Source organism: Streptomyces anulatus (genome assembly GCF_000721175.1).
Taxonomy (GTDB): Bacteria; Actinomycetota; Actinomycetes; order Streptomycetales; family Streptomycetaceae; genus Streptomyces; species Streptomyces anulatus_C.
In genome coordinates, this window is record NZ_JOEZ01000007.1 from 163183 (window position 1) to 185155 (window position 21973).

Consider the following 21973-nt stretch of genomic DNA (forward strand, 5'->3'; position numbering starts at 1 on the left):
GGAACGACCCCCACAGGTGTGATGCGGGGGTGGAGGTTTGCCCCGGTCGCGGAGTGTCCGGCGGCGGCGGCCAGTATGGTGGTGCGCGCGCCGAGCCGTCCCCTGGCCTGCGGCATGGGGGAAGTACGGGCGGCGGAGCCAATCGGGAGAACCTGCTTTGAGTCGTGAAACTGACAGTTCGTCCTCCGGGCCCCAGGGCCGCGGCGGAGCCGCGTACCCGTCGGGTACGCCGCCGTACGGATCCCGCCAGTATCCGTCGCTGCACCCGTCACAGGACGGCTCCGACGAGACCCCGGAATCCGTGGATCCGCCCCGGCCCGAGGAACCGAAGACCGAGACGACGCTGACGACGCGCATCCGGATCAACATCCCCGGGTCGCGTCCGATCCCGCCGGTCGTGATGCGTACGCCGATGGCGGAGAGCGACATCGCCGGCGGCCGTTCCGACGCGGAGCGCACCGGCGCCACCCCGCGCCCCGGTACGCCGCCGTCCGCGCCCGGAGCCGGGTCCGGCCCCTCGTCCGCCCGTTCCGCTGGCCCGGACGGCGGAGCGCCCGCGGACCGGTCCCGGGACGGCGGCCCGGCCGCCGACCCGACGCCCGCGGAGAAGCCGGCCCGGGAGAAGAGCGGCAGCGACTGGTTCGCCCCGCGCAAGGCCCCGGCCGCCGGGCCGGGAGCAGCCGCCCAGGGCCCCGGTGCGTCCGGCGCTCCCGCCGGGGCTCCTTCCGGCCCCGGCGGCGCCTCGGGCCCGGGTGGCCCTGGCGGTCCCGGTGCCGGCGGTCCTGGCGGTCCTGGAGCGGGCGGCCTCGGCGGCCCCGGTACCGGCGGCCCCGGCAGCACCAGCGGCCCCCGCAGCACCACCGGCCCCGGTGGCGCGTCCGACGGCGGTGCGGGCCGCTCGTCGCGCCCCGACCTGCCGTACTTCTCGGACGCCCCGCAGCCTGGCGGCACTCCGGGCGCGCCCGGCACCGGCCGCAGCGCGCTCGACGCCTACGGCACCGAGCCCCCCGGCGGAGGCCCGCGTTCAACCCCCGGCCCCGGGGTGCGTACGCCCGGCCCGTCCGGCCCCACCACGGGACCGGTCACCGGTAGCTCCTCGCTGACTCCGAACCTCGACGGTGTCCCCGGCCTCGGCGGACCCGGCCCGATGGTCCCGGGCATCCCCGGCGGCGTACCGCCCCGGATGTCCGACGACACCGCGATCCTCACGCCGCAGGCCCCGGCGCCCGAGCCCGGCCCCGGCGGCCATGTCTCGGGCGACACGCTGACCAGCGGCATCCCCGTGGTGCCCAGCGAGCCCCGCGCCACGTTCCCGGGCGGGCCGGGCACCCCCGGCGGCCCGGTGGCGGGCGGACCCGGTGGTCCGGGGGGACCCGGTGCTCCCACGCCCGGCCCCGCCGCCCCGCGTCCGGCGCAGCAGAGCACCCCCGCCCCGGCCCCCGCGAAGAAGGGCCGCTCCAAGCTGGTCCTGCTCGGGGTGGCCGCCGCCGTGCTGCTCGGCATCGCGTACGGGGCGGGTCTCCTGCTGAACCACTCCGAGGTCCCCAAGGGCACCACGGTGCTCGGCGTCGACATCGGCGGCGGCACGAAGGAGGAGGCGGTCACCAAGCTCGAGGCCGCCCTCGGCGAGCGGGCCAAGACACCCCTCCAGCTGTCGGTGGACGGCAAGGAGGAGAAGCTCGACCCTGCGAAGGCCGGCCTCACCCTGGACAGCCAGGAGACCGTGCGCGGCGCGGCGGGCAGCGACTACAACCCCGTCTCGGTGATCGGTTCGCTGTTCGGCGGGGAGCGCCCCGCCGACCCGGTGATCCCGGTCGACGAGGAGAAGCTCGGCGTGGCGCTGACCGACCTGGCGGGCGCATCCGGCTCGGCCAACGACGGCACGATCCGCTTCGAGCCGAACAAGGCCGTGGCGGTGCCGGGCAAGCCGGGCAAGACGCTGGACGCCGGCCAGTCCCTGATCTCGGTCCGGGACGCCTACCGCGCCCAGGTGCAGACCGGGCAGGCCCGGCTGGTCGAACTCCCCGTCACCACCACCCAACCCACCATCACCAAGACCGAACTGGACCGGGCGATGAAGGAGTTCGCCGAGCCCGCGATGTCCGGTCTGATCACCATCAAGGCCGGTCCCAAGCAGATCCAGTTCGGCCCGGCCAGGTCGCTGCCGCAGATCCTCTCCATGAAGGCCGTGGACGGCCGGCTGGTCGACGTCTACGACAAGAAGGCGATCGACACGCTCCTGGACGGCGTCTTCGACGGCATCATGGCGGTCAAGGGCGACGGCAAGAAGCACCAGGTCGGCCCGGACGACGTGGCCCAGGCGATGAAGACCGCCCTGGCCGGGAAGACCGAGGCCGAGCGGACGGTCACCATCGACCTGACCGGCCAGGGCTGAGCCTCCCGGCCGGACGCACCCCTGACAGCCCCCGCCCGGACCTCCGGGCGGGGGCTGCGCCGTACGCGATCCGGACCCCGAGCAGCCCGTGTCGCCCCGGCCCCGAACAGACCGTGTCGCCGAACGTGCCCGGAAGTCCGTCGAGCGCACCCCCCGGCCTGGTGAAGTGCCGCCACCAGGTGACGACCCTTCACCAGGCCCTCCCTCACCGCTCAGGGAGCGGTGGGGGAGGGTTCCGGAGTCGGGTCCTCATCAGGCTCCTCGGTCGGCTCCGGAGCAGGCGGCGCGGTGGAGAGGTCGTTCTGGTTCTGCACCGCTGCCACCCACCGGTCGGACATGGTGGCCTGTCCGTCCCCGTTCGCGTCCGGGATTCCCGGCGCGGGGGCTTCACCGTTCGGAATCGGCTGGTCTCCGTGAACGGGGATCACGGTGTGGAATTTGCGGTCCGGATTATATTTCGTCGCGAACAAATACCGCGAGCCGGCCTGGAGCAGAGTGTCGTCCTCCGGGAGGTCGACGACGTTACCGTCCGCGTCCCTGCCGCCCTGCTGGTTGACGACGATGACGCCGGTCACCGTGCCCTTGAAGACACGCTGGACCTCCACAGCATACTGAGTCTCGATTCCGATACCCAGGTCCTTCTGGCCCTTTACCACGGTGACCTTGCCGTAGAAGAGGTTGTCGGCTCCACCGGCGAGGTTGGCGTCGTCGGAGAAGTCGGCTTCGTAGGTCAGTGCCAGCTGAGAACCCGAACTTTCCACGCGATCGGTGACCTGCTGATAGATGGCGGCTGTGCCCAGTCCGGCGGCTACCAGGACGGCCGCACCGGAAAGGACGAAGACATTCTTCCGCTTCACAGTCATCAACCCCAGAGCTTGTTGTAGCCGGCGCGGTCGTTCGAAGTGGGGCGAGCGTTCGAAGGAATGCCGCCCATCGTCTTCGCCAGAAGATTACCGTCGGACCTGTGGCCGAGCCCGAGCGCATGCCCCATCTCGTGTGCCGCAGCCTTGCGTCGCCACGCCTTGGTGCCGTATTTCTTCCCGTCGTCCAGATAGGCCTTGTTCATGACGATGGCATCCGCGCCGGCCTTTCCACGCCACTGTGCGACCCAGGAGACGTCCCTGCGGTTCTCATCCTTCCATTCCAGATCGGTGATGGTGTTCCATGCGTCCGGAGCGATTTTGATCTTTGTCAGCTTGTATTTGCTGTTGTACCAGGCAGTGGCGGCCCATTTCCGTGCGTCGTCGAATTTGGTTTCGTCCTCCCAGCGAATCTCGCCGGAGTCGACGGATGACCTGCCTCGTGAATCCGCCGCGAATGCCGCGGGTGCCGTGACTCCGGCGAGAACGGAAAGGATTACTGCCAGTACGGAGGCGGAAATCCCGTACCGGCCTATGGGCTGCTGGTTTCTCATGTTGAATCCCCCTCATTCTGTGGAATCACGCGGGCGTGCCGAAAGGGGTGCTGCTGTCCGTTTCGGGAATGTCACGTGATCGACCAGGCAGGAAATCTTACACCAGAGGTTCACCGGAATTCAGGATTCCCTTTTCTGAGCGATGTGAGGTGTGAGGCCCCTTCGTCGCTGGCGCGTGTGAGGGCGCGTCCGTACGCGGCGAAGCGGGACCCGGCGCTCAACAGCAGCCGGGCCCCGCTCCTGTACGACCCCGTGGCGTCAACTACGGGAAGCCGACCATGAGTTCCCCCGCCGGTCCCAAGCGCCCGCCCCGCGAAGCCGATCGGATCAAGGTCTGGTTCCGCTGCGTCCCGCGCGAGGACTGGCTGCCGTACGACACCGAGGGGTTGTGGGCGACGCGGCTCGGCGCGGACACCGCGCGGGCGAACAACGTGCCCTTCCTCCAGGACGGGGTCGCCGAGGGCGAGACCGTACGGTTTCGTACGGACGACGACGGGGTGCACTGGGCCGCCGGCCGGGCGGCGGACTCGGGCAACTGCACCGTACGGGTGCTGCCCGTGCCGGACGGTCCGCTCGGGCGCGACGCACGGGCCGTGCACAAGCGGCTCGCCGCCTTCGGGCTCACGGGCGAGGTCTACAGCGCGGAGTTCCCGCTGGTCGCCCTGACCGTGCCGGGCGGTGCGGACCTGCGTGGGGTCAAGGCGCTGCTCATCCGGGGCCGGGACGAGGGCTGGTGGAACTTCGAGGTCTCGTGCGTCACCGATGCCTGGCGGGCCGCGTAGCACCCGGGGCGGCGACGCGGCCCGCCGGGCGTCGCACCGGAGGCCTCACGCCTCCTCCTCGCCGATCTTCCGGATCACCCGGGCCGGGTTGCCGACCGCCACCACGTTCGCGGGCAGGTCCTTCGTGACGACCGCCCCCGCGCCGACCACCGTGTTCCCGCCGATGGTCACCCCGGGGCAGACGATCACCCCGCCGCCCAGCCACACGTTGTCGCCGATGGTGATCGGCTGCGCGGCCTCCCACTCGGCGCGGCGCGGCTCGGGGTCCACGGGGTGGGTCGGGGTGAGCAGCTGGACGTTCGGGCCCATCTGGACGTCCGCGCCGATGGTGATGCGGGCTACGTCCAGGAGGACCGCGCCGAAGTTGATGAACGTCCGGGGGCCGATGGTGGTCCGGTAGCCGTAGTCGACCCGCAGCGGCGGCCGTACCTCCACGCCCTCGCCCAGTTCGCCGAGGAGTTCGGCCAGGACGGCGCGCCTGGCCTCGGGGTCGGCGGCGGAGGTGGCGTTGTAGCGCTCGCTCAGCACGGCCGCGTGCAGCGCCTCCGCCGCCAGCTCCGGATCGTCGGCGATGTACAGCTCGCCGGAGAGCATGGCTTCCTTCTGGCTGCGCCTGGTCTCGTCGCTCATGTGGTCTCTTCCGTGCGGGGTGTACGGGACGCTCGCGGTGATCCGCCCGCTACTGGCAGTCTGCCCCCGACGGCCCCGGACCGGTCACGCAGCCCCGGGGCCAGCGCCAGCGTCACCGCCACCGAGACCCCCGCCACGGCCGCCATGCCCGTCGCGGGGGAGGTCAGCTGGGCGATGCCGCCCGCCACGGCCGCCCCCACCCCCTGCATCGCGAGCATCCCCGAGGAGCTCAGCCCGAGCGCCTGGCCGCTCAGCTCTGACGGGGTGAGGGCCATCAGCCGTTCCTGGAGCAGCAGACTCGCGGCGAAGCCCACGCTCGCCAGGACGACCAGCGCCAGCGCGAGCGGCAGCCCCGGCCGCAGCGCGAAGAGGAGGTACGGCGCGGCCAGCAGCAGCCGGAGCGGTGCCCCGAGCCGCGCCCGCCATCGTGCCCTGACGAACCGTCCGACCAGCGTGTCCCCGACCAGCATCCCCAGGGCCCCGCAGGCGAAGAGGAGCCCGGCGTGCCCGGGCGCGTACGCGACGTACAGGGACTCGCAGCCGACGACGAGGCCGTTGGGCACCCACAGCGCCAGGAACACGTACCGGCGCGGCACCGAGGACCAGAGCAGCGCGTTCGTCCGCAGGGTCTCGCGGACCGAAGGCCGGCCGGTGGCCCTCGGCGGCCGGGCGGTCAGCCCGAACCGGGTCACGGCCGCCGCGACCCCGTACAGGGCCGCCCCGATCAGCAGTGTGCCGCGCGCCGAGAACACCGTCACCAGCAGCCCGCCGACCGCGAACCCGCAGATCTGCATCGCGCCGCCCGTCATGTTGAACACGGAGCGGCCGAGCAGGAATCCCTCGCGCGGAACGATCTCGTTGAGCAGCCCGTACCGTACGCCCCCGCCCGGTGACGCGACCACGCCCAGCGCCAGCAGGACGGCGAAAGCGGCCCACAGCGGCAGTCCGGGAGCGGCCTGGACGCAGGCGGCGCCCGCGGACAGCAGGGCCAGGGTGGTCAGCGCGGCGCGCGGCGGCAGCCGGTCGGCCGCCGACAGCAGGGTGAGCGCCCCGGCGACCTGGGCCAGCGACGGGCCGAACATCGCCAGCGCCGACAGCAGGGGCGAGCCCGTCCGCGCGTACACGAGGGTGCCCAGGGCCAGGCCGGTCGCGGTCTGGGCGGCCGTCTGCACGGAGACGGCCGCGAAGAAGGGGGCGAACTCCGGGGTCCGGAACAGCTCGCGGTAGGTGCGCATGGGGTGGAGTCTCCGGACGTCGTCGCCGGGGCCGTTACTGTTTCGCGCGGATGCGAAAGCCCGAAGCCCGGCCGGACCGCGTGCGCCGCTCCTCCTTCCGGCCGGACGGGAAACGCGTAAGAGGAAGCGCGTAAGTGGAAGCTCGTACGGGAACAGGGAGGCGGGTCCGCGTGGGCTGGTGGCAGGTCGGTGCGGACACGCTCGCGGACAGCAGGTTCGTCGTCTCGCCGCTCGCCGAGACCGTCGCGAGCCTGATGCTCCTGGAGCGGGCCTCCGCCGCGCACCCGGGGGAGCGCGCCTGGCTGGAGACCCACCTGTCCGCGTACCGGCAGCGGGCGGCCGACGATCCGCTCTCCGCGCTGGTGATCCGCTCCGCCCTCGCGCCTCATTGGACCGCCGACTTCCTCACCCCCGCGCCCGTCCCCGCCCCGCCCGGCCAGGCCCCGCCCTCCTTCGCCGAGGAGATCGCGCGGATCCGGGCCACCCCGCCCGTCCGGGCCCGCGCCGAACTGGCCGAGACGCTGCGCGGGCCGCTGCCCGCCGCACTGGACCGGGACGACCTGGCCGAGCGCGCGGCCGACACCGTGGAATGGGTCTGGACGCACACCGTGCTGCCCGACTGGCCGAGGCGGCGGCGGGTCCTGGAGGCCGATGTGATCGCCCGCGCGGCCCAGTTGGGGCGTGGCGGCTGGGCCGAGGCGCTCAACGGGATGTGCCCCGGCGTCCGCTGGCTGGGCGACAGCCGACTCCAGATCAACACCCACGACAACCCGCCCCGCGAACTGGGCAGCGCCCAACTGCTGTTCATTCCCGTCACGCCGTACCAGTGCTGGGTCTGCTGGGACATCCCGCGCCGGTACGGGGTGGTGTACCCGTGCTCAGGCGCGCTCGCCGAGGCCGGCCGCGTCCCCGTTCCCGCGGCCCTGGGCGCGCTGATCGGACCGGCGCGGGCGGCCGTCCTCCTGCTGCTGGCCTCCCCGCTCAGCACGACGCAGCTCGTCGCGCTGACCGGCCAGGGGCTGGGCTCGGTGGGCCGCCATCTGCGGATCCTGCTGGACGCCGGGCTGGTCCGCCGCCGCCGGGCGGGCCGCTCCGTGCTCTATTTCCGTACTGAGGCGGGGGACGTGCTGGTGCACGGAGCGGGCTGAGGGTAGGGGGAGAGCGCCCCGCGCGCGCCCCCGTACGCCCCCGGCCCGCACCCGCCCGCAGCAGGGCGACGGGCACGAGCGCACCGGTGCGCGGTGCGCTCCGCATGGGTGGCGCGCATGTACGAGTCGTGACAACAGTGACTATGGGCGCCCCTCGTCGTTGTGGCAATTTCTCTCTCGCCACGAAAGAACCGAGCGAGGGGACCGTGCGTGAATCCGGAGTACGCCGCGTACTGCCAGGCGGACCGCCGCTTCTACGACGCACCCCACCGTTCCCCCGGACCGGGCGGAGCCGCCGACGAGGAGCGCTCGTCCTACGCGCCGCTCCGTGGCGCCGCACCCCGGGGATGGACACGCTCCCGGCGCGGCGACTGGCTCTCCTACACCCCCGACGGGCTGCGGCTGCCGCCCCAGGGCTGGAAGATCCACGTCTCCGCCGCCCTCGACAACGCGGCCTCCGTGCTGGACCGGGTCCTCGCCCACTGTCTGGAACACCGGCTGGCCTTCAAGTGCATACCGAATCCAGGGCTGTTGGCCCTGCGGAACGCCAAGTACGCGGACCGGGCGGGCAGCGGCAAGTTCATCACCGTCTACCCGCCGTCCGACGAGGCGTTCCCCGAGGTGTGCACCGCGCTGATGCAGCTCCTCGACGGCGAGCACGGCCCGTACATCCTGAGCGACCTGCGGTGCGGTAACGGGCCCGTGCACACCCGGTACGGGGCGTTCGCCGCCCGCTTCTGCGCCGGTCCCGACGGGCGGCCCGTGCCCGCCGTCGCCGATCCGCAGGGCCGGCTCGTCCCGGACGACCGGGGCCCGTCCTTTCGCGTCCCCTCCTGGGTGACCCCGCCCGGCTTCCTCAGGCCGCACCTCGAAGCCCGCGCCGCCGTGGGGCTCGCGGACCTCCCGTACACCGTGGAGAAGGCGCTGCACTTCTCCAACGGCGGCGGGGTCTACCTCGGCCGCGACACCCGTACCGGCGAGCAGGTCGTCCTCAAGGAGGCCCGCCCGTACGCCGGGCTGGCCGCCGACGGGGCGGACGCCGTGGCCCGGCTGGAACGCGAACGGGCCGCCCTGGAGCAACTGGCCGGGCTGGACTGCGTACCGGCCGTCCGGGACGTCTTCGAGGTCGGCGACCACCACTTCCTGGTCCTCCAGTACATCCCCGGCACCACCCTCAACACCGTCTTCGCCCGCCGCTTCCCGCTCGCCCGGCAGCACCCGTCACCCGAACTGCTCGCCGGACACGCGGCCTGGGCCGAGGAGTTGTACGGGCAGGTCGAGCGCGCCGTCAAGGCGGTGCACGCCCGGGGCATCGTCATCAGCGACCTGCACATGAGCAACGTCATGGTCGACGAGGAGGCCGCGCGGATCGTCCTGCTCGACTTCGAGGCCGCCTCCCCGGCCGCCGAGCGCCGCCGCCAGATCGTCGCCAACCCGGCCTTCGTCGCCCCGCCCGACCGGCGCGGCGCCGACATCGACCGCTACGCGCTCGCCTGTCTGCGGCTCGCCCTGTACCTGCCGCTCACCACACTGTTCGGCATCGACCGCACGAAGGCCACCGGTCTCGCCCGGGACATCGCCCGCGTCTTCCCGGTCACCGAGGAGGCGCTGCGGCCCGCGGTCGCGGAGATCCTGCGCGACACGGGGGAGGACGCGCCCCGGACCGCTGCCGCCGGTCGGGATGCCGCCGTGGTTGCGGCTCCGGCTTCCGTCACCGACCCCGGCGACTGGCCGCGCAGCCGTGACGCGATGGTCCGGGCCATCACCGCCTCCTGCACACCGGAGCGCGAGGACCGTTGCTTCCCCGGGGACATCGCCCAGTTCGCCACGGCCACCGGCGGCCAGTCCTTCGCGTACGGGGCGGCCGGCGTGCTCTACGCCCTCCATGAGACGGGCGCCGGGCCGTGCGAGCCGGCCGAGGACTGGCTCCTGCGGCACGCCAAGGACCCGGCCTCCGGCAGCCCGCTCGGCTTCTACGACGGACTCACCGGCATCGCCTGGACCCTGAACCGGATCGGCCGCACCGCCGAGGCCGCCGACCTCCTCCGGATCATCCTCGACCAGCCGCTGGAGGGCCTCGCGCCCGGCCTCCACAACGGGTACGCGGGCATCGGCCTCGCCCTCGACGACCTGGCCCGCACCGCCTGTGCCGCCGACGCCCCGGCGCTGTCCGCCGCCGCGGCCCGCTGCACAGCCCTCGCCGTCCGCGCGCTCGTCGACGGTCCGCCGTCGTCCCGCACCGGACTGCTGCACGGCGCGAGCGGCATCGCCCTGCTGCTGATACGCCGGTACGCGACCACCGGTGACGCCGCCCTGCTCGGCCTGGCGGCCACCGCAATCCGCCGCGACCTGGAGCGGTGCCGGGCCGGGGACGACGGCGAACTCCTCGTCGTCGAGGGCAAGCGGCTGATGCCGTACCTCGGTTCGGGCAGCGCCGGCATCGCGGCCGTCATCGACGCCTACCTGGCCCACCGTCCGGACCCGGCGCTCGAAGCGGCGGGCCGCGCCCTCCTGCCGGCCGCGCTCTCCGCCTTCTACGTCCAGTCCGGACTGCTCCGCGGCTCGGCCGGGCTCCTGACGCACCTCGCGGCCACCCCGCTGTGCGAGGCGGCCGACCGGGAGCGCGGCATCGCCCGCCACACCGACCTGCTGGGCAGCCACGCCGTGGCGTACGGAGGCGGACTCGCCTTCCCCGGCGAGCAGCTGATGCGCCTGTCGATGGACCTGGCCACCGGGACCGCCGGCGCTCTCCTCGCCCTGGGCGCCGCGCTCGGCGGTTCCACCGGACTTCCCTTCCTGCCCGCCGCTCCGGCGGCACACCCCGGCCGCGCGAGCGGCCCCATGAACCGGCCCCGCCAGGGGTCGTCGTAGCACCACCGTCCAGCACCACTACCGTCCCGAAAGGACACATCATGGCGCTTCTCGACCTTCAGGCAATGGAGACCCCGGCCGAGGACTCCTTCGGCGAGCTCGCCACGGGCAGCCAGGTCTCGCTGCTGGTCTGTGAGTACAGCTCCCTCAGCGTGGTCCTCTGCACCCCGTGACCCGCACCGGCCGGCCCCCCTGTGATCCTCACAGGGGGGCCGGCCGGCCACGTGCCCGCAGGAACAGGAGAGGCGCCCCCGTGCGGCTGCAACCACGCCGAGGCCCCAGCCCACCACGTCCGGGCCCGGGCGCGGCGTCCGGCATCCGGCGGCTCGCCCGGCAGCACCCGGCCGCCCTGAGCCTGCTCCTTCTCTGCTCCACCGGCGGGGCGCTCGCCGCCCTCGCCCTGCCCGCCGCCCTGGGCCACACCGTCGACCGGCTCGTCGCCGGCGGCCCCGTGCCCTGGTCCTGGCTGCTGCTCTGCGCCGCCCTGACCCTCGCCGAGACCGGGTTCGACGCGGCGGCCGCCGTGACCGGCACGACCACCACCGCCCGGCTCACCGCGTCCCTGCGTACCCGCACCGCCGCCCGGGTCCTGGCCGCCGAACCCCGCAGGGCCCTCGCCCTGCCCACCGGCGACCTCACCGCCCGGCTCACCGCCCGCACCGCCGACGCCGCGTCCGCACCCGTCACCGCCGCCGGAGCCGTCGCGGGCGTCCTGCTCCCGCTCGGCGCGGTCGTCGGCCTCCTCCTCATCGACGTGTGGACGGCCGCCGCCCTCCTCCTGGGCGCACCCCTCCTCGTCGCGCTGCTGCGCACCTTCACCCGCCGGACCGCCGACGCCGGGGCCGACTACCAGCGCGCCCAGTCGCTCATCGCCCACCGGCTCACCGAGGCCCTGGAGGGCGCCGACACCATCCGCGCCGCCCGCACCGGGGCACGGGAACACCGCCGTGTCCTTCAACCCCTGCCCACCCTCGCCGAGCACGGCAGGCGCACCTGGGCGGTTTACGGGCGGGCCGTCGGCCGCAGCGGGCTCCTGCTGCCCCTGCTCATGCTGCTGGTCCTCGCGGTCGCCGGACTCCGGCTCGGCGCGGGCGCGATCGGCGTCGGCGACCTGGTCGCCGCCTCCCGCTACGCCGGCCTCGCCGTCGGCATCGGCGCCCTGACCGGCGCCCTGGGCGCCCTCGCCCGCAGCCGCGCCGCCGCCCGGAGCCTGGAGCCCCTCCTCACCCTCGAACCGCTGCCGCACCGCGGTCTGGGCCCGGCGCCCGACGCCCCCGGACACCTCGAACTCCGCGACGTCGGCGTGGAACAGGACGGCGGCCCGCTGCTGACCGGCGTCCACCTGACCGTCCCCGGCGGCACGTCCCTGGCCGTCGTCGGACGCTCCGGCTCCGGCAAGTCGGTGCTCGCCGCGGTCGCCGGACGGCTCCTCGACCCGGACACCGGCAGCGTGCTGCTGGACGGCGTCCCGATGGACGGCATGGAACCGGCCCGGCTGCGCCGCGAGGTGGCGTACGCCTTCGCCCGCCCCGCCCTCCCCGGGGCCACCGTCGAGGACACGATCGCCTACGGGCCCTGGACCGCATCACCCGAAGCCGTACGCGACGCCGCCCGCGCGGCCCGCGCGGACGGGTTCCTCGCGTTGCTCCCGTACGGCTACGCGACCCCGGTCGCCGACGCCCCGCTCTCCGGCGGCGAACGCCAACGCCTCGGCCTGGCGCGCGCGTTCGCCCACCCGGGTCGTCTGGTGATCCTCGACGACGCACTGTCCAGCCTCGACACCGTGACCGAGCACCACGTCCGGCGCGCCCTGGACGCTCGGGCCGGCCGCTGTACCCGGATCATCGTCGCCCACCGGCTGTCCTCGGCCGCGCGGGCGGACCGGGTCGCCTGGCTGGAGGACGGCCGGCTCCGTGCGACGGGCCGCCACGACGACCTGTGGGCGGACCCGGACTACCGGGCGGTCTTCCGCACGGACGCACCCGTCGAGCGCGCTGTTCCCGCGAGCCGCACACCCGTGACGCCGGTCGCCGGAACGCAGAACGCGGGAGCGGAGACCCGGTGAAGGACGACGAGTCCCAGCCCCGGCGCACCGTGCCGCGCGAGACGGATGCCCGGCCCGCCGTGCCGCGCGAGACCGATCCCGAGCGCACCGTGCCGCGCGAGACGGATGCCCGGCCCGCCGTGCCGCGCGAGACCGATCCCGAGCGCACCGTGCCGCGCGAGACCGACCCCCGGCGCACCGCACCGCGCGAGACCGACCCCCCGACCCCCGGCGCACCGCACCGCGCGAGACCGACCCCCGGCGCGACGGCTCGCTGCGCAGGGTCGGCCACGAGGCCCGGCCCTTCCTGCCTCGCCGGACGTCCGCTGACCGGCCTCCTCTGGCTGGCCGTCGCCGCGGTCGCCGTACTGCCCGCCGTGCTCGCCGCCCGCGGCGTGTTCGGCCGGCTCGCGGACCTGGTGGAGCCGCTGCGCGACGGGCTGGTCCGGCGCGCCGTGTCCCGGGCGCTGTCCGGCGCGCTCGCCCACTCCGCCGGCGACGCCGGCACCCGGTCCCTGTCACAGGTCACCCATCAGAGTGAGATAGCCCGGGACGGCTGGGCCGGGCTCGTCCTGACGCTGCGCTCGTTCGTGTTCACGGCCGCCGGGGCCGTCGCCGGCCTGCTGGCCCTCTCGCCCGTTCTCCTCCTGATCGTGCTGCCCCCGCTGGTCCTGGGGGCCGCGCTGTTCCTCGGCACCCTGCCGCCGATGGCCGCCCGTCAACGCGACTACCTCGCCGCCGACGAGGCGTACGCCGCCCACGCGGGCCGGCTCGCCGCCTCCGTACGCGACATCGCCGCCGCCGGAGCCGCGGAGCGGACGGTGGCCGAGTCCCGGACCCTCGCCGGGGCCCAGCTCGCCGCCTCCCGTTCGCTGGCCCGCTGGTCGGGCGTGCGGGTGCTGGCCCTCGCCGTCTGCGGCCGGTTCCCACCGCTCCTGCTGCTCCTGGGCGCGCCCTGGCTGCTGCGGAACGGGCTCACGCCGGGCGCGCTGGTCGGCGCGCTGACCTACCTCACCCAGGCGCTCGCCCCCGCCGTCCAGGCGCTGATGACCATGCTGGGCACCGCCGGGGGCCGGCTCGTCGTGGTCCTGGACCGGTTCACGGACGCGCCGCCCCCGCCCGCCGAGGACCCGCCGCCCGCCCGGGACGCCGAACCGCCGCCGCGCGGCACCCCGGTCGCCGAACTCCACGAGGTCAGCTTCGCGTACGGACCCGGCGCCCAGCCCGTACTGGACCGGCTCTCCCTGACGATCGAAGCCGGCGAGCACCTCGCGGTCGTCGGGCCGAGCGGCAGCGGCAAGTCGACCCTGGCCGCCGTCCTCGCCGGGACCGAGCGGCCCACCGGGGGAGCGGTGCGGTGGCGGGGGCGGCCGGCGCGCCCGGCCGACGCCACCTCCGTACGCGTCCTGCTGCCCCAGCACGCCTACGTGTTCAGCGGCTCGCTGCGGGAGAACCTCCGCTACCTCCGCCCCGACGCCCGCGACCGGGAGATCGCGGCCATGGCGGACGCGCTCGGCCTGGACGCGCTGCTCTCCCGGCTCGGCTCCCTGGACGCGGACGTCGAACCGGACCGGCTCTCCCAGGGCGAACGGCAGCTGATCGCCCTGGGCCGGGCCTACCTCGCCGCCCCGCCGCTGCTGATCCTCGACGAGGCCACCAGCCGGCTCGACCCGGCCGCCGAGACCCGCGCCGAGCTGGCGTTCGCCGCCCTGCCGGGCGCGCTGGTCGTCGTCGCCCACCGGCTCAGCTCGGCCCGCCGCGCCGGGCGGACCCTGGTGATGGACGGCCCGCGCACCCAGTGCGGCACGCCGGACGAACTCCTGCGCTCCTGCGCCCTCTACCGGGACCTGGCGGGCCGCTGGGAGCCGGAACAGCCGGACCAGCGGGAAGAGGAAGGACGCGGCGAGGAGCGCGGCATCAGATCCACCCCGCCTCCTTCGCCCGTCTGATCGCGTCCAGCCGATTGCGCGCCCCGGACTTCCGTATGGCGGCGGCCAGATAATTGCGGACCGTCCCCGGCGTCAGGTGCAGTCGGGCGGCTATCCCGGCCACGGTGTCACCCCCCTCGGCCATCGAGAGCACACTCAACTCCCTCGGCGATAACGGCATGTCGGCCACCTGGAGGAGGCTGAACGCCAGCGACTCGTCGATGTGCCGTCCGCCGTCCGCCAGTTTGTGCATCACCTCGGACAGGTCGTCCACCGGGCGGTACTTGTCGATGTAGCCGAGCGCTCCCGCCTCGTACGCCCGCCGCAGACCGCGCGGCCGGTCGCTCCGGGTGAGCACGGCGAGCGGAAACGGCTCGCCGTGCGGTGCGGCCATCGTCTTCACCTCGTCGAGGACGTCCAGCGCGCCCGGACAGTCGAGGTCGGTGAGGATCACGTCGGGGCCCGGCTCGTTCAACGCGGCGCGTATCGCACCGTGTTCGGCGGTGCGGACCTCCATTCCCCGCCCCGTGCCGAGGAGCGAGGCCAACGATGCGCGCCACAACGGCACGGTGTGGACCAACAGCACGGTTGTCATCAATCTGCCCTCAACTCTTCTCTTCCGGCCCCCGCCCGACGCGGAACGCGACGGACTGTACGCACCCGGTGACGGGTTTCCAGTTGAACGCATGGGCATTCGCGTACGCCGACGAACGGGCCGAATAACGCTCCCGTTGGGCGCGGAAGGGGGCGTTCGGATGCAAAACGGGAGCGCACGTCGCTCACGGATCGACCGTCTCGCCGCCACAAGGGCGTCAGGAGGGGCGACGCGGCGCGGATGTTGTGGATTCCCCGCCGGAGGGCCGGTTCAGTTCAGCAGGGCGCGTGCGGCGTGGGCCTTGCGCCGGATGTTCTCGGCCGTCGTCGGCTCGATTCCGTCGAGGACCTCCGCATACTCCTCCATCTCCGCCGCCCCGCGCAGGAACTCACCGCGCTGGACGAGGAGCTGGGCCCGCTCGTAGCGGAGCCTGGCCGGATGCGAGGGCAGGAGCAGCGACAGCTCCACCGCCCACAGGGCCACGTCCGTGCGCTCGGGCCGGGCCGCCGCCCACGCCCGGACGTTGTTCAGGATCCGCAGCACGATCTCCAGCGGTCGCGCGGGCACCGTCATCGACGGTTCCAGCGCCGCCCCGGTCACCCCCGCCACCAGCCGCTCCGCGTCCTGACCGGTCAGCGGCGCGCCCCCGGCGAACGGATCGGCCAGCACCGGGTGCTCCTGCTCTCCGAAGCCGACCACGAAGTGGCCGGGCAGCGCCACGCCGTACACCGGGGCGCCCGCCCGTCTGGCGACCTCGATCCAGACGACCGACAGCAGGATCGGCAGGCCCCGGCGGCGACGCAGCACCTGCTGGAGGAGCGAGGAGTCCAGCCGCTGGTAGTCGACCGAGGAGCCGCCGAACCCGCAGCGCCCGCCCAGCAGTTCGGCCAGCGCCGAGGCCCAGGCGGCGGGGGAGCGGGAGCCGTGGGGCAGCAGCCCCGCCAGCCGGTCCAGCTCGATCTGCGCGGCGTCGATGCCGTACGGGTCGGGGTCGGCCTCCCCCGGGACCACCGGGCGGACCTCGGCCGGGCCCACCGGTCCGGCCTCCGCGCCCAGCAGGAGACAGAGGAGGGCGAGGTCCGGCCGCTCGGACCGGGCCTCCTCGGCGAACTGCCGCCGCCGCTCGGCCGTCCCGGAATCCAGCGCACTCATATGCGACCCACGTCCCTGTCCCCGCGGCCCACGTCCCCGCGGCCCACGGTCCTGTGCCCGACGCCCCTGCGGCCCACCGCGTGGTCCCTCACACCGAGCGGTGGTGGCGGTAGTGGTGGTAGCGGTGGTGGGCCGCGAAGCCCATGCCGTCGTACAACCCCCGCGCCCCTTCATTGTGCTCCTCCACCTGGAGCCAGGCCGCCGAGGCACCCTCGTCCAGCGCCCGGCGCGCCAGCGCGGTCATCACGGTGGTGGCGAGCCCGCGCCGGCGCTGCTCCGGAGCGACCTCGACGGCCATGAAGCCCGCCCACCGCCCGTCCACGACACACCGTCCGATCGCGTCCGGCGCGCCGGCGTCCCCGGGCACCGTGGCGAACCAGACCGAAGGGCCGCTGCCCAGCACCCGCAGCACGTGGCGGCCGGGAGTGGAGAAGCGCTGGTAGCGGGAGAGCCAGGCCGCGTCCGGCTCACGGGTCAGGCGGACCGCCGACACCTCCGCGTCCCGGTCACCGACCGGTGCCAGTGCGGCGATCCGCACCTCCGCCGAGACCTCGCGCCGCCAGCCGTGCCGCTCCAGCTCCGCGCACAGGATCTCCTGCGTGCCCTCGGCCCCGGTCGCCGTCTGGACGTACGCGGGCAGGCCCCGCTCCGCGTACCAGTCGCGGACCCGCCCGAGGGCCTCGTCGATCGGCAGGCCCGGATCGCCGAGCGGCAGCGCGGAGTTGGCGCGCCGGGTGAAGCCCCCGGCGGCGCGCAGCCGCCAGTCGCCCATCGCCTCGCTCTCCACGGGCTGCCAGGCACGCGCGGCGTGGGCGGCCAGCTCCTCGAAGGAGGCGGCGGGTCCCCGCCGGCGGGCCGGGGCGGCGGGCACGACCTTCCCCGCCACCAGGGACGACTCCACGATGTGGACGGTTTCCCCGCTCTTTCGTGTGACCGAGAGCACACCGCTGTTCCATGATGTGAGCACGCCGACCGCGTCGGTGAACTCCGCGCCGGTGCCCCCGCCCTCCGTCCGGAGCCGCACGGAAACGCGTTTGCCCACGTCAGCGGGTGTGATGCGGACTTCCAGCCGTCCGCCGACGGTGAATTCCACAGCTCTGTCCGCCCCTCCTGTTCGGATCGTGCCCGAGAACGGAGATACTAGGGGGCGGGGCATCGACGACGCCGCGCTCCCGCGCGAGAGCCAACGCCCTACCGAGGAGGAACGACAGCGTGACCTACGTCATCGCGCAGCCTTGTGTCGACGTGAAGGACAAGGCCTGCATCGAAGAGTGCCCCGTCGACTGCATCTACGAGGGCCAACGGTCCTTGTACATCCACCCGGACGAATGCGTCGACTGCGGAGCCTGTGAGCCGGTGTGCCCGGTCGAGGCCATCTTCTACGAGGACGACACTCCGGAGGAGTGGAAGGACTACTACAAGGCGAACGTCGAGTTCTTCGACGACCTCGGCTCGCCGGGCGGTGCTTCCAAGCTCGGTCTCATCGAGCGCGACCACGCGTTCATCGCCGGACTGCCGCCGCAGAACCAGTAACCGGCGGCACCACGCGCGCGGCCCGGTCCCGTACGGCTTGTCACCGTGCGGGACCGAGGCGTTTCCCCGTACGCCGGGCCGTGCCGCACGCCCCGGACAGCAGGGCCGTCACCGTGCGCCCGTTCCGCCGCCGCCCGTACGAGAACATCCGAGAAAGCAGAACGCCGTGTCCGCAGTCTCCTCCCGTCTCCCGGTCTTCCCCTGGGACAAGCTCGCGCCCTACAAGTCGACGGCGCAGGCCCACCCGGACGGCATCGTGGACCTGTCCGTCGGCACCCCGGTCGACCCGGTCCCCGAGCTGATCCGGCGGGCGCTGGTCGCCGCGGCGGACAGCCCCGGCTATCCGACGGTGTGGGGCACCGAGGCCCTGCGGGACGCGCTCACCGGCTGGGTGGAGCGCCGCCTCGGCGCGGTCGGCGTGACCCACGCCAACGTGCTGCCCGTCGTCGGTTCCAAGGAACTGGTGGCCTGGCTGCCGACGCAGCTCGGACTCGGCGCGGGCGACAAGGTGGCCTACCCCCGGCTCGCGTACCCGACGTACGAGGTCGGCGCCCGGCTCTGCGGCGCGGAGCCCGTCGTGTACGACGACCCGACCGAGCTGGACCCGGCGGGGCTGAAGCTGCTCTGGCTCAACTCGCCGTCCAACCCGACCGGGAAGGTGCTGCCCAAGGACGAGCTGACCCGGATCGTCGCCTGGGCGCGCGAGCACGGGATCCTGGTCTTCAGCGACGAGTGCTACCTGGAGCTGGGCTGGGACGCCGAGCCGGTCTCGGTGCTCCACCCGGACGTCTGCGGCGGTCACTACGACGGCATCGTCGCGGTCCACTCGCTCTCCAAGCGCTCCAACCTGGCCGGGTACCGGGCCGCCTTCATCGCGGGTGACGCGGCCGTCCTCGGCGAGCTGCTGCTGATCCGCAAGCACGGCGGGATGATGACGCCCGCCCCGGTCCAGGCCGCCGCCGTCGCCGCCCTCGGCGACGACGTGCACGTGTCCGAGCAGCGCGCCCGTTACGCGGACCGGCGCCTGGCCCTGCGCGCGGCCCTGGAGGCGCACGGCTTCCGGATCGAGCACAGCGAGGCGAGCCTCTACCTGTGGGTGACCCGCGACGAGCCGTGCTGGGACACCGTGGCCTACCTCGCGGAGCTGGGCATCCTGGTGGCGCCCGGCGACTTCTACGGCCCCGCGGGCGCGAGCTTCGTCCGGGTGGCGTTCACCGCGACCGACGAGCGGGTGGCGGCGGCGGTCAAGCGCCTGTCCTGACCGGAGCCGCCACCGCACGGCGACGCAACGCGCCGAGGGCCTCGGGAGTGCGCACTCCCGAGGCCCTCGGCGCGTTCCTGGTGCGGCGGTGGATCAGCCGCCGATCGGCAGACCGCCCAGCGGCAGGCCGCCCTGCGTGAGGCCGTCGGTGGGCAGACCGCCACCGAGCGCGTCGGTGGGCAGACCGCCCTGGGTGAGGGCCTCGGTCGGCAGGCCGCCACCGGCGGCGTCGGCCACACCGCCCAAGGCCTGGCCCGCGTTGCCCGCGGCCTGGCCGGCCGTCTCCTGGGCGGCCGGGACGGCGACCGCGGCGGACGTGCCAAGGGTCTGGCCCGCGGCGGGAACCGCCGTGCCGACGAGCCGGCCACCGGTCTCGCCCGCCGCCTTGGTGCCCTGCTGGGCGGCGCTGTCCACGGTGTCGCCGAGGCCGGCACCGTCCAGCGCGGTCAGGCCGCCCAGGTCCGGGCTCGCCGGGAGATCTGCGGCGCTCGCGGCGCCGGCCGCACCGACCACGGGGGCCGCGCCTGCGGCGATCAGCAGCGCGGCACGAGCGATCCGACGGGTCAGGGGGAGGGACATGATGCTCCTTCAGCGGGTTGTGCACGAGGTCGTCCGTCCGGTGATCGGACGCACTGACAACCGCTTCGGGGGAGGGGAAAGTTGCGGTGGGCAAAGGTAAAGACTGAGTAATGCGTCCGATTATCCGCAGCGGAAGAACCCGGGCAAACGATCCAAACCGCCGGATCCCGATGAACCGTCACTTCCCTTGTGGGGCAAGGGAATCGGAGGAGGCTGACGACCTCGTGGGAAGCCGTGCGGAAAAGGTCCGAGGCCTTGGCCCCCAGGGTCCGAACGGGTGACGGGCCGTACTACTGAGCGACCCGGATCCTGACCGTCGACGTGCCCGTTTCGCTGCCCTTCGCACGTTCCGTCCGCCAGCCCGTACCGGCGTCCCAGACCCGGTCCGCGTAGCTCACGCGCTCGATCCGCAGCGCCTCGGACTGCGCCACGGCCCAGTGCGCCAGCTCCCAGCCCCGCCGCGGCGGGGACGCGTCCCCGGCCCGCGCCGCGGCCGCCGGGACGGGCACCGACACGGTCGAGGCGGCGGACGAGCCCGCGGCCTTCGCGGCGGGCAGCACGTCCTTGCCGAAGGCCCGCACCAGCTCGGCCCGCACCTGCCCGGCATCCCCCGGGCCGTCCGCCGTGGCCGTCGACGGGGTGCAGTTCAGCGAGGCCGGCCTGCGCCCGGTCAGCGCGGCGGCCAGCAGCGCGGCATCCGGCTCGTGCTTCGCGTACGCCTGCGGGAAACCACTGCGCTGCACGCGCTGCGCGGCCACCGTCAGCGGCAGCCGCGAGTAACCCGGGACCTCGGCGAGATGGTCGTAGAACTCACCGGACGAATAGACCGGGTCCATGATCTGCGCCGGAGTGCCCCAGCCCTGCGACGGCCGCTGCTGGAACAGTCCCAGCGAGTCCCGGTCCCCGTAGTCGATGTTGCGGAGCGTGGACTCCTGGAGCGCGGTGGCCAGTGCGATCGTCACCGCCCGCTCGGGCATGCCCCGGGTGGTGCCGACCGCGGAGATCGTCGCCGCGTTCACCGCCTGGGCCAGGCTCATCTCGTACGTGTGCGACGCCCCGCCGTCCCCGTCGGAGGCCTCCACGACGCAGCGGGGCAGGCTCTTCGAGCCGGAGGAGTCGTACTGCACCGCCAGATATCCGCCCAGGGCCGCGAGCACGGCGAAGGCGGCCGCGAATCGGATGAGGCGGCTGCGGCGGGCGGGGCTGGCTGTCCGGGGCACAGGCCCACCGTACTGGAGGGTCAGGCCGGGGCCGATACCCAAGTCCCTTAGGGTCGGGGCCATGGCCGACAGCACCCTTGACCTCACCCTGGACGGACCGGCGCTCACCGCCCGGCTCGTCGACCTCCCTTCGGTCAGCGGGGAGGAGAAGGCCCTCGCCGACGCGATCGAATCGGCCCTGCGCGCCCTGCCCCACCTCACCGTCGACCGCCACGGCGACAACGTCGTCGCCCGGACGAACCTGGGCCGCGCCGAGCGCGTCGTCCTCGCCGGGCACATCGACACCGTGCCGATCGCCGACAACGTCCCCTCCCGCCTCGACGGGAACGGGATCCTCTGGGGCTGCGGGACCTCCGACATGAAGTCCGGCGTCGCCGTCCAGCTCCGGATCGCCGCGACGGTCCCCGAGCCCAACCGCGACCTGACCTTCATCTTCTACGACAATGAAGAGGTCGCCGCGCACCTCAACGGCCTCGGCCACATCGCCGACGCCCACCCCGAGTGGCTCGCCGGAGACTTCGCCGTCCTCCTTGAGCCCTCCGACGGCGAGGTCGAGGGCGGCTGCCAGGGCACCCTGCGGGTCCACCTGCGTACAGCAGGGGAGCGGGCGCACTCCGCGCGCAGCTGGAAGGGCTCCAACGCCGTGCACGCCGCGGCCCCGATCCTCGCGAGGCTCGCCGCGTACGAGCCCCGCCGCCCGGTGATCGAGGGCCTCGAATACCACGAGGGCCTCAACGCCGTCGGCATCGAGGGCGGCGTCGCCACCAACGTCATCCCGGACGCCTGCACCGTCGTCGTCAACTACCGCTACGCCCCCGACCGCAGTGAGGAGGAGGCGGTCGCCCACGTCCGCGAGGTCTTCGCCGACTGCGGCGTGGCCGAGATCGTCATCGACGACCACTCCGGCGCCGCCATGCCCGGCCTCTCGCACCCCGCCGCCCAGGCGTTCATGACCGCCGTCGGCGGCACCGCCCGGCCCAAGTTCGGCTGGACCGACGTCTCCCGCTTCGGCGCGCTCGGCGTCCCCGCGGTGAACTACGGTCCCGGCGACCCGATGTACGCCCACAAGCGCGACGAGCACGTGGCGGTCGCGAAGATCACCCACTGCGAGGAACGGCTGCGCTCCTGGCTGACCAGCTGACGCACGGCATTCCCCCGTACGTAACCTCCGCCGATCTACGCTGGC

At 74.0% G+C, this 21973-nt stretch carries 19 protein-coding genes; 10 read left to right on the forward strand and 9 right to left on the reverse strand.

The features are described from left to right. The first annotated feature begins 157 nt into the window (after positions 1 to 157). A complete protein-coding gene (locus tag IG90_RS0109190) occupies positions 158 to 2395 on the forward strand; it encodes a hypothetical protein (RefSeq protein ID WP_167344989.1) in 2238 nt (745 codons plus the stop codon). A 212-nt stretch (positions 2396 to 2607) separates the two neighbouring features. On the opposite strand, the gene IG90_RS40685 is transcribed toward IG90_RS0109190, so the two are convergent. Together IG90_RS40685 and IG90_RS0109200 are read right to left on the reverse strand one after the other, a co-directional pair. Next, positions 2608 to 3252 carry a hypothetical protein gene (locus IG90_RS40685; RefSeq protein ID WP_157846306.1) on the reverse strand — a complete coding sequence of 215 codons (645 nt, stop codon included), beginning with the start codon at positions 3250 to 3252 and terminating at the stop codon, positions 2608 to 2610. A 5-nt stretch (positions 3253 to 3257) separates the two neighbouring features. Further along, entirely contained in the window at positions 3258 to 3809 is a 552-nt protein-coding gene (locus tag IG90_RS0109200; protein ID WP_030580317.1) for a matrixin family metalloprotease, read from the reverse strand. 278 nt (positions 3810 to 4087) lie between these two features. Between IG90_RS0109200 and IG90_RS0109205 the strand changes: the two genes are divergently transcribed. Next, positions 4088 to 4591, forward strand: coding sequence for a DUF4265 domain-containing protein (locus IG90_RS0109205; RefSeq protein ID WP_030580320.1), 504 nt, complete (start codon positions 4088 to 4090; stop codon positions 4589 to 4591). Between the two features lie 45 nt (positions 4592 to 4636). Here the strand turns inward: IG90_RS0109205 and IG90_RS0109210 are convergent, their stop codons facing one another. Together IG90_RS0109210 and IG90_RS0109215 are read right to left on the reverse strand one after the other, a co-directional pair. After that, positions 4637 to 5221, reverse strand: coding sequence for a sugar O-acetyltransferase (locus IG90_RS0109210; protein WP_030580323.1), 585 nt, complete (start codon positions 5219 to 5221; stop codon positions 4637 to 4639). Next, complete coding sequence (locus IG90_RS0109215) at positions 5218 to 6456, reverse strand: MFS transporter (RefSeq protein WP_030580326.1); 1239 nt, start codon at positions 6454 to 6456, stop codon at positions 5218 to 5220. The genes IG90_RS0109210 and IG90_RS0109215 overlap by 4 nt, the downstream gene beginning before the upstream one ends. Before the next feature lie 170 nt (positions 6457 to 6626). Here IG90_RS0109215 and IG90_RS0109220 point away from each other — a divergent pair, with 170 nt between their 5' ends. The 5 genes from IG90_RS0109220 (at position 6627) to IG90_RS0109240 (ending at position 14468) form a co-directional block, all read left to right on the forward strand. Then, a complete protein-coding gene (locus tag IG90_RS0109220; protein ID WP_030580328.1) occupies positions 6627 to 7604 on the forward strand; it encodes an ArsR family transcriptional regulator in 978 nt (325 codons plus the stop codon). 210 nt (positions 7605 to 7814) lie between these two features. Then, a complete protein-coding gene (gene lanKC, locus IG90_RS0109225; protein ID WP_030580331.1) occupies positions 7815 to 10475 on the forward strand; it encodes a class III lanthionine synthetase LanKC in 2661 nt (886 codons plus the stop codon). Positions 10476 to 10516: 41 nt separating this feature from the next. Beyond that, positions 10517 to 10648, forward strand: coding sequence for a SapB/AmfS family lanthipeptide (locus IG90_RS0109230; RefSeq protein WP_018956281.1), 132 nt, complete (start codon positions 10517 to 10519; stop codon positions 10646 to 10648). Between the two features lie 80 nt (positions 10649 to 10728). Next, positions 10729 to 12540, forward strand: coding sequence for an ATP-binding cassette domain-containing protein (locus tag IG90_RS0109235; protein ID WP_051860073.1), 1812 nt, complete (start codon positions 10729 to 10731; stop codon positions 12538 to 12540). After that, positions 12537 to 14468 carry an ATP-binding cassette domain-containing protein gene (locus IG90_RS0109240; protein WP_425338022.1) on the forward strand — a complete coding sequence of 644 codons (1932 nt, stop codon included), beginning with the start codon at positions 12537 to 12539 and terminating at the stop codon, positions 14466 to 14468. Before IG90_RS0109235 ends, IG90_RS0109240 begins: the two co-directional genes overlap by 4 nt. On the opposite strand, the gene IG90_RS0109245 is transcribed toward IG90_RS0109240, so the two are convergent. The 3 genes from IG90_RS0109245 to IG90_RS0109255 form a co-directional block, all read right to left on the reverse strand. Further along, positions 14437 to 15042, reverse strand: coding sequence for a response regulator transcription factor (locus IG90_RS0109245; protein ID WP_030580341.1), 606 nt, complete (start codon positions 15040 to 15042; stop codon positions 14437 to 14439). The two genes, IG90_RS0109240 and IG90_RS0109245, sit on opposite strands and share 32 nt — an antisense overlap. Before the next feature lie 270 nt (positions 15043 to 15312). After that, positions 15313 to 16194 carry a transglutaminase-like and tetratricopeptide repeat-containing protein gene (locus tag IG90_RS0109250; protein ID WP_030580344.1) on the reverse strand — a complete coding sequence of 294 codons (882 nt, stop codon included), beginning with the start codon at positions 16192 to 16194 and terminating at the stop codon, positions 15313 to 15315. An 88-nt stretch (positions 16195 to 16282) separates the two neighbouring features. Further along, positions 16283 to 17287 (reverse strand): GNAT family N-acetyltransferase, encoded by a 1005-nt coding sequence (locus IG90_RS0109255; protein ID WP_030580346.1) that lies wholly within the window; start codon positions 17285 to 17287, stop codon positions 16283 to 16285. Positions 17288 to 17406: 119 nt separating this feature from the next. On the opposite strand from IG90_RS0109255, the gene fdxA reads away from it, so the two are divergent. Both fdxA and IG90_RS0109265 read left to right on the forward strand, forming a co-directional pair. Further along, entirely contained in the window at positions 17407 to 17727 is a 321-nt protein-coding gene (fdxA, locus tag IG90_RS0109260) for a ferredoxin (protein WP_007446848.1), read from the forward strand. 166 nt (positions 17728 to 17893) lie between these two features. Then, on the forward strand, positions 17894 to 18988 hold the full coding sequence (locus IG90_RS0109265) for a bifunctional succinyldiaminopimelate transaminase/glutamate-prephenate aminotransferase (RefSeq protein WP_030580349.1): 1095 nt from the start codon (positions 17894 to 17896) through the stop codon (positions 18986 to 18988). A gap of 93 nt (positions 18989 to 19081) precedes the next feature. On the opposite strand, the gene IG90_RS0109270 is transcribed toward IG90_RS0109265, so the two are convergent. Together IG90_RS0109270 and IG90_RS0109275 are read right to left on the reverse strand one after the other, a co-directional pair. Further along, positions 19082 to 19567: a hypothetical protein gene (locus IG90_RS0109270; protein WP_030580351.1), complete on the reverse strand. Its 486-nt coding sequence runs from the start codon at positions 19565 to 19567 to the stop codon at positions 19082 to 19084. A 290-nt stretch (positions 19568 to 19857) separates the two neighbouring features. After that, positions 19858 to 20787, reverse strand: coding sequence for a hypothetical protein (locus tag IG90_RS0109275; protein ID WP_164493906.1), 930 nt, complete (start codon positions 20785 to 20787; stop codon positions 19858 to 19860). Between the two features lie 61 nt (positions 20788 to 20848). Here IG90_RS0109275 and dapE point away from each other — a divergent pair, with 61 nt between their 5' ends. Then, positions 20849 to 21928, forward strand: a complete 1080-nt coding sequence (gene dapE / locus IG90_RS0109280; protein WP_030580358.1) for a succinyl-diaminopimelate desuccinylase — start codon at positions 20849 to 20851, stop codon at positions 21926 to 21928. Positions 21929 to 21973: the final 45 nt, after the last annotated feature.

Bases quoted from the DNA above. Each gene is read 5' to 3' on its own strand.
- IG90_RS0109270 (WP_030580351.1), bottom strand. From the start codon at position 19,567: ATGTCCCTCCCCCTGACCCGTCGGATCGCTCGTGCCGCGCTGCTGATC.
- IG90_RS0109210 (WP_030580323.1), bottom strand. From the start codon at position 5,221: ATGAGCGACGAGACCAGGCGCAGCCAGAAGGAAGCCATGCTCTCCGGC.
- dapE (WP_030580358.1), top strand. From the start codon at position 20,849: ATGGCCGACAGCACCCTTGACCTCACCCTGGACGGACCGGCGCTCACC.
- IG90_RS0109245 (WP_030580341.1), bottom strand. From the start codon at position 15,042: ATGACAACCGTGCTGTTGGTCCACACCGTGCCGTTGTGGCGCGCATCG.
- IG90_RS0109230 (WP_018956281.1), top strand. From the start codon at position 10,517: ATGGCGCTTCTCGACCTTCAGGCAATGGAGACCCCGGCCGAGGACTCC.
- IG90_RS0109215 (WP_030580326.1), bottom strand. From the start codon at position 6,456: ATGCGCACCTACCGCGAGCTGTTCCGGACCCCGGAGTTCGCCCCCTTC.
- IG90_RS0109200 (WP_030580317.1), bottom strand. From the start codon at position 3,809: ATGAGAAACCAGCAGCCCATAGGCCGGTACGGGATTTCCGCCTCCGTA.
- IG90_RS0109205 (WP_030580320.1), top strand. From the start codon at position 4,088: ATGAGTTCCCCCGCCGGTCCCAAGCGCCCGCCCCGCGAAGCCGATCGG.
- IG90_RS0109250 (WP_030580344.1), bottom strand. From the start codon at position 16,194: ATGAGTGCGCTGGATTCCGGGACGGCCGAGCGGCGGCGGCAGTTCGCC.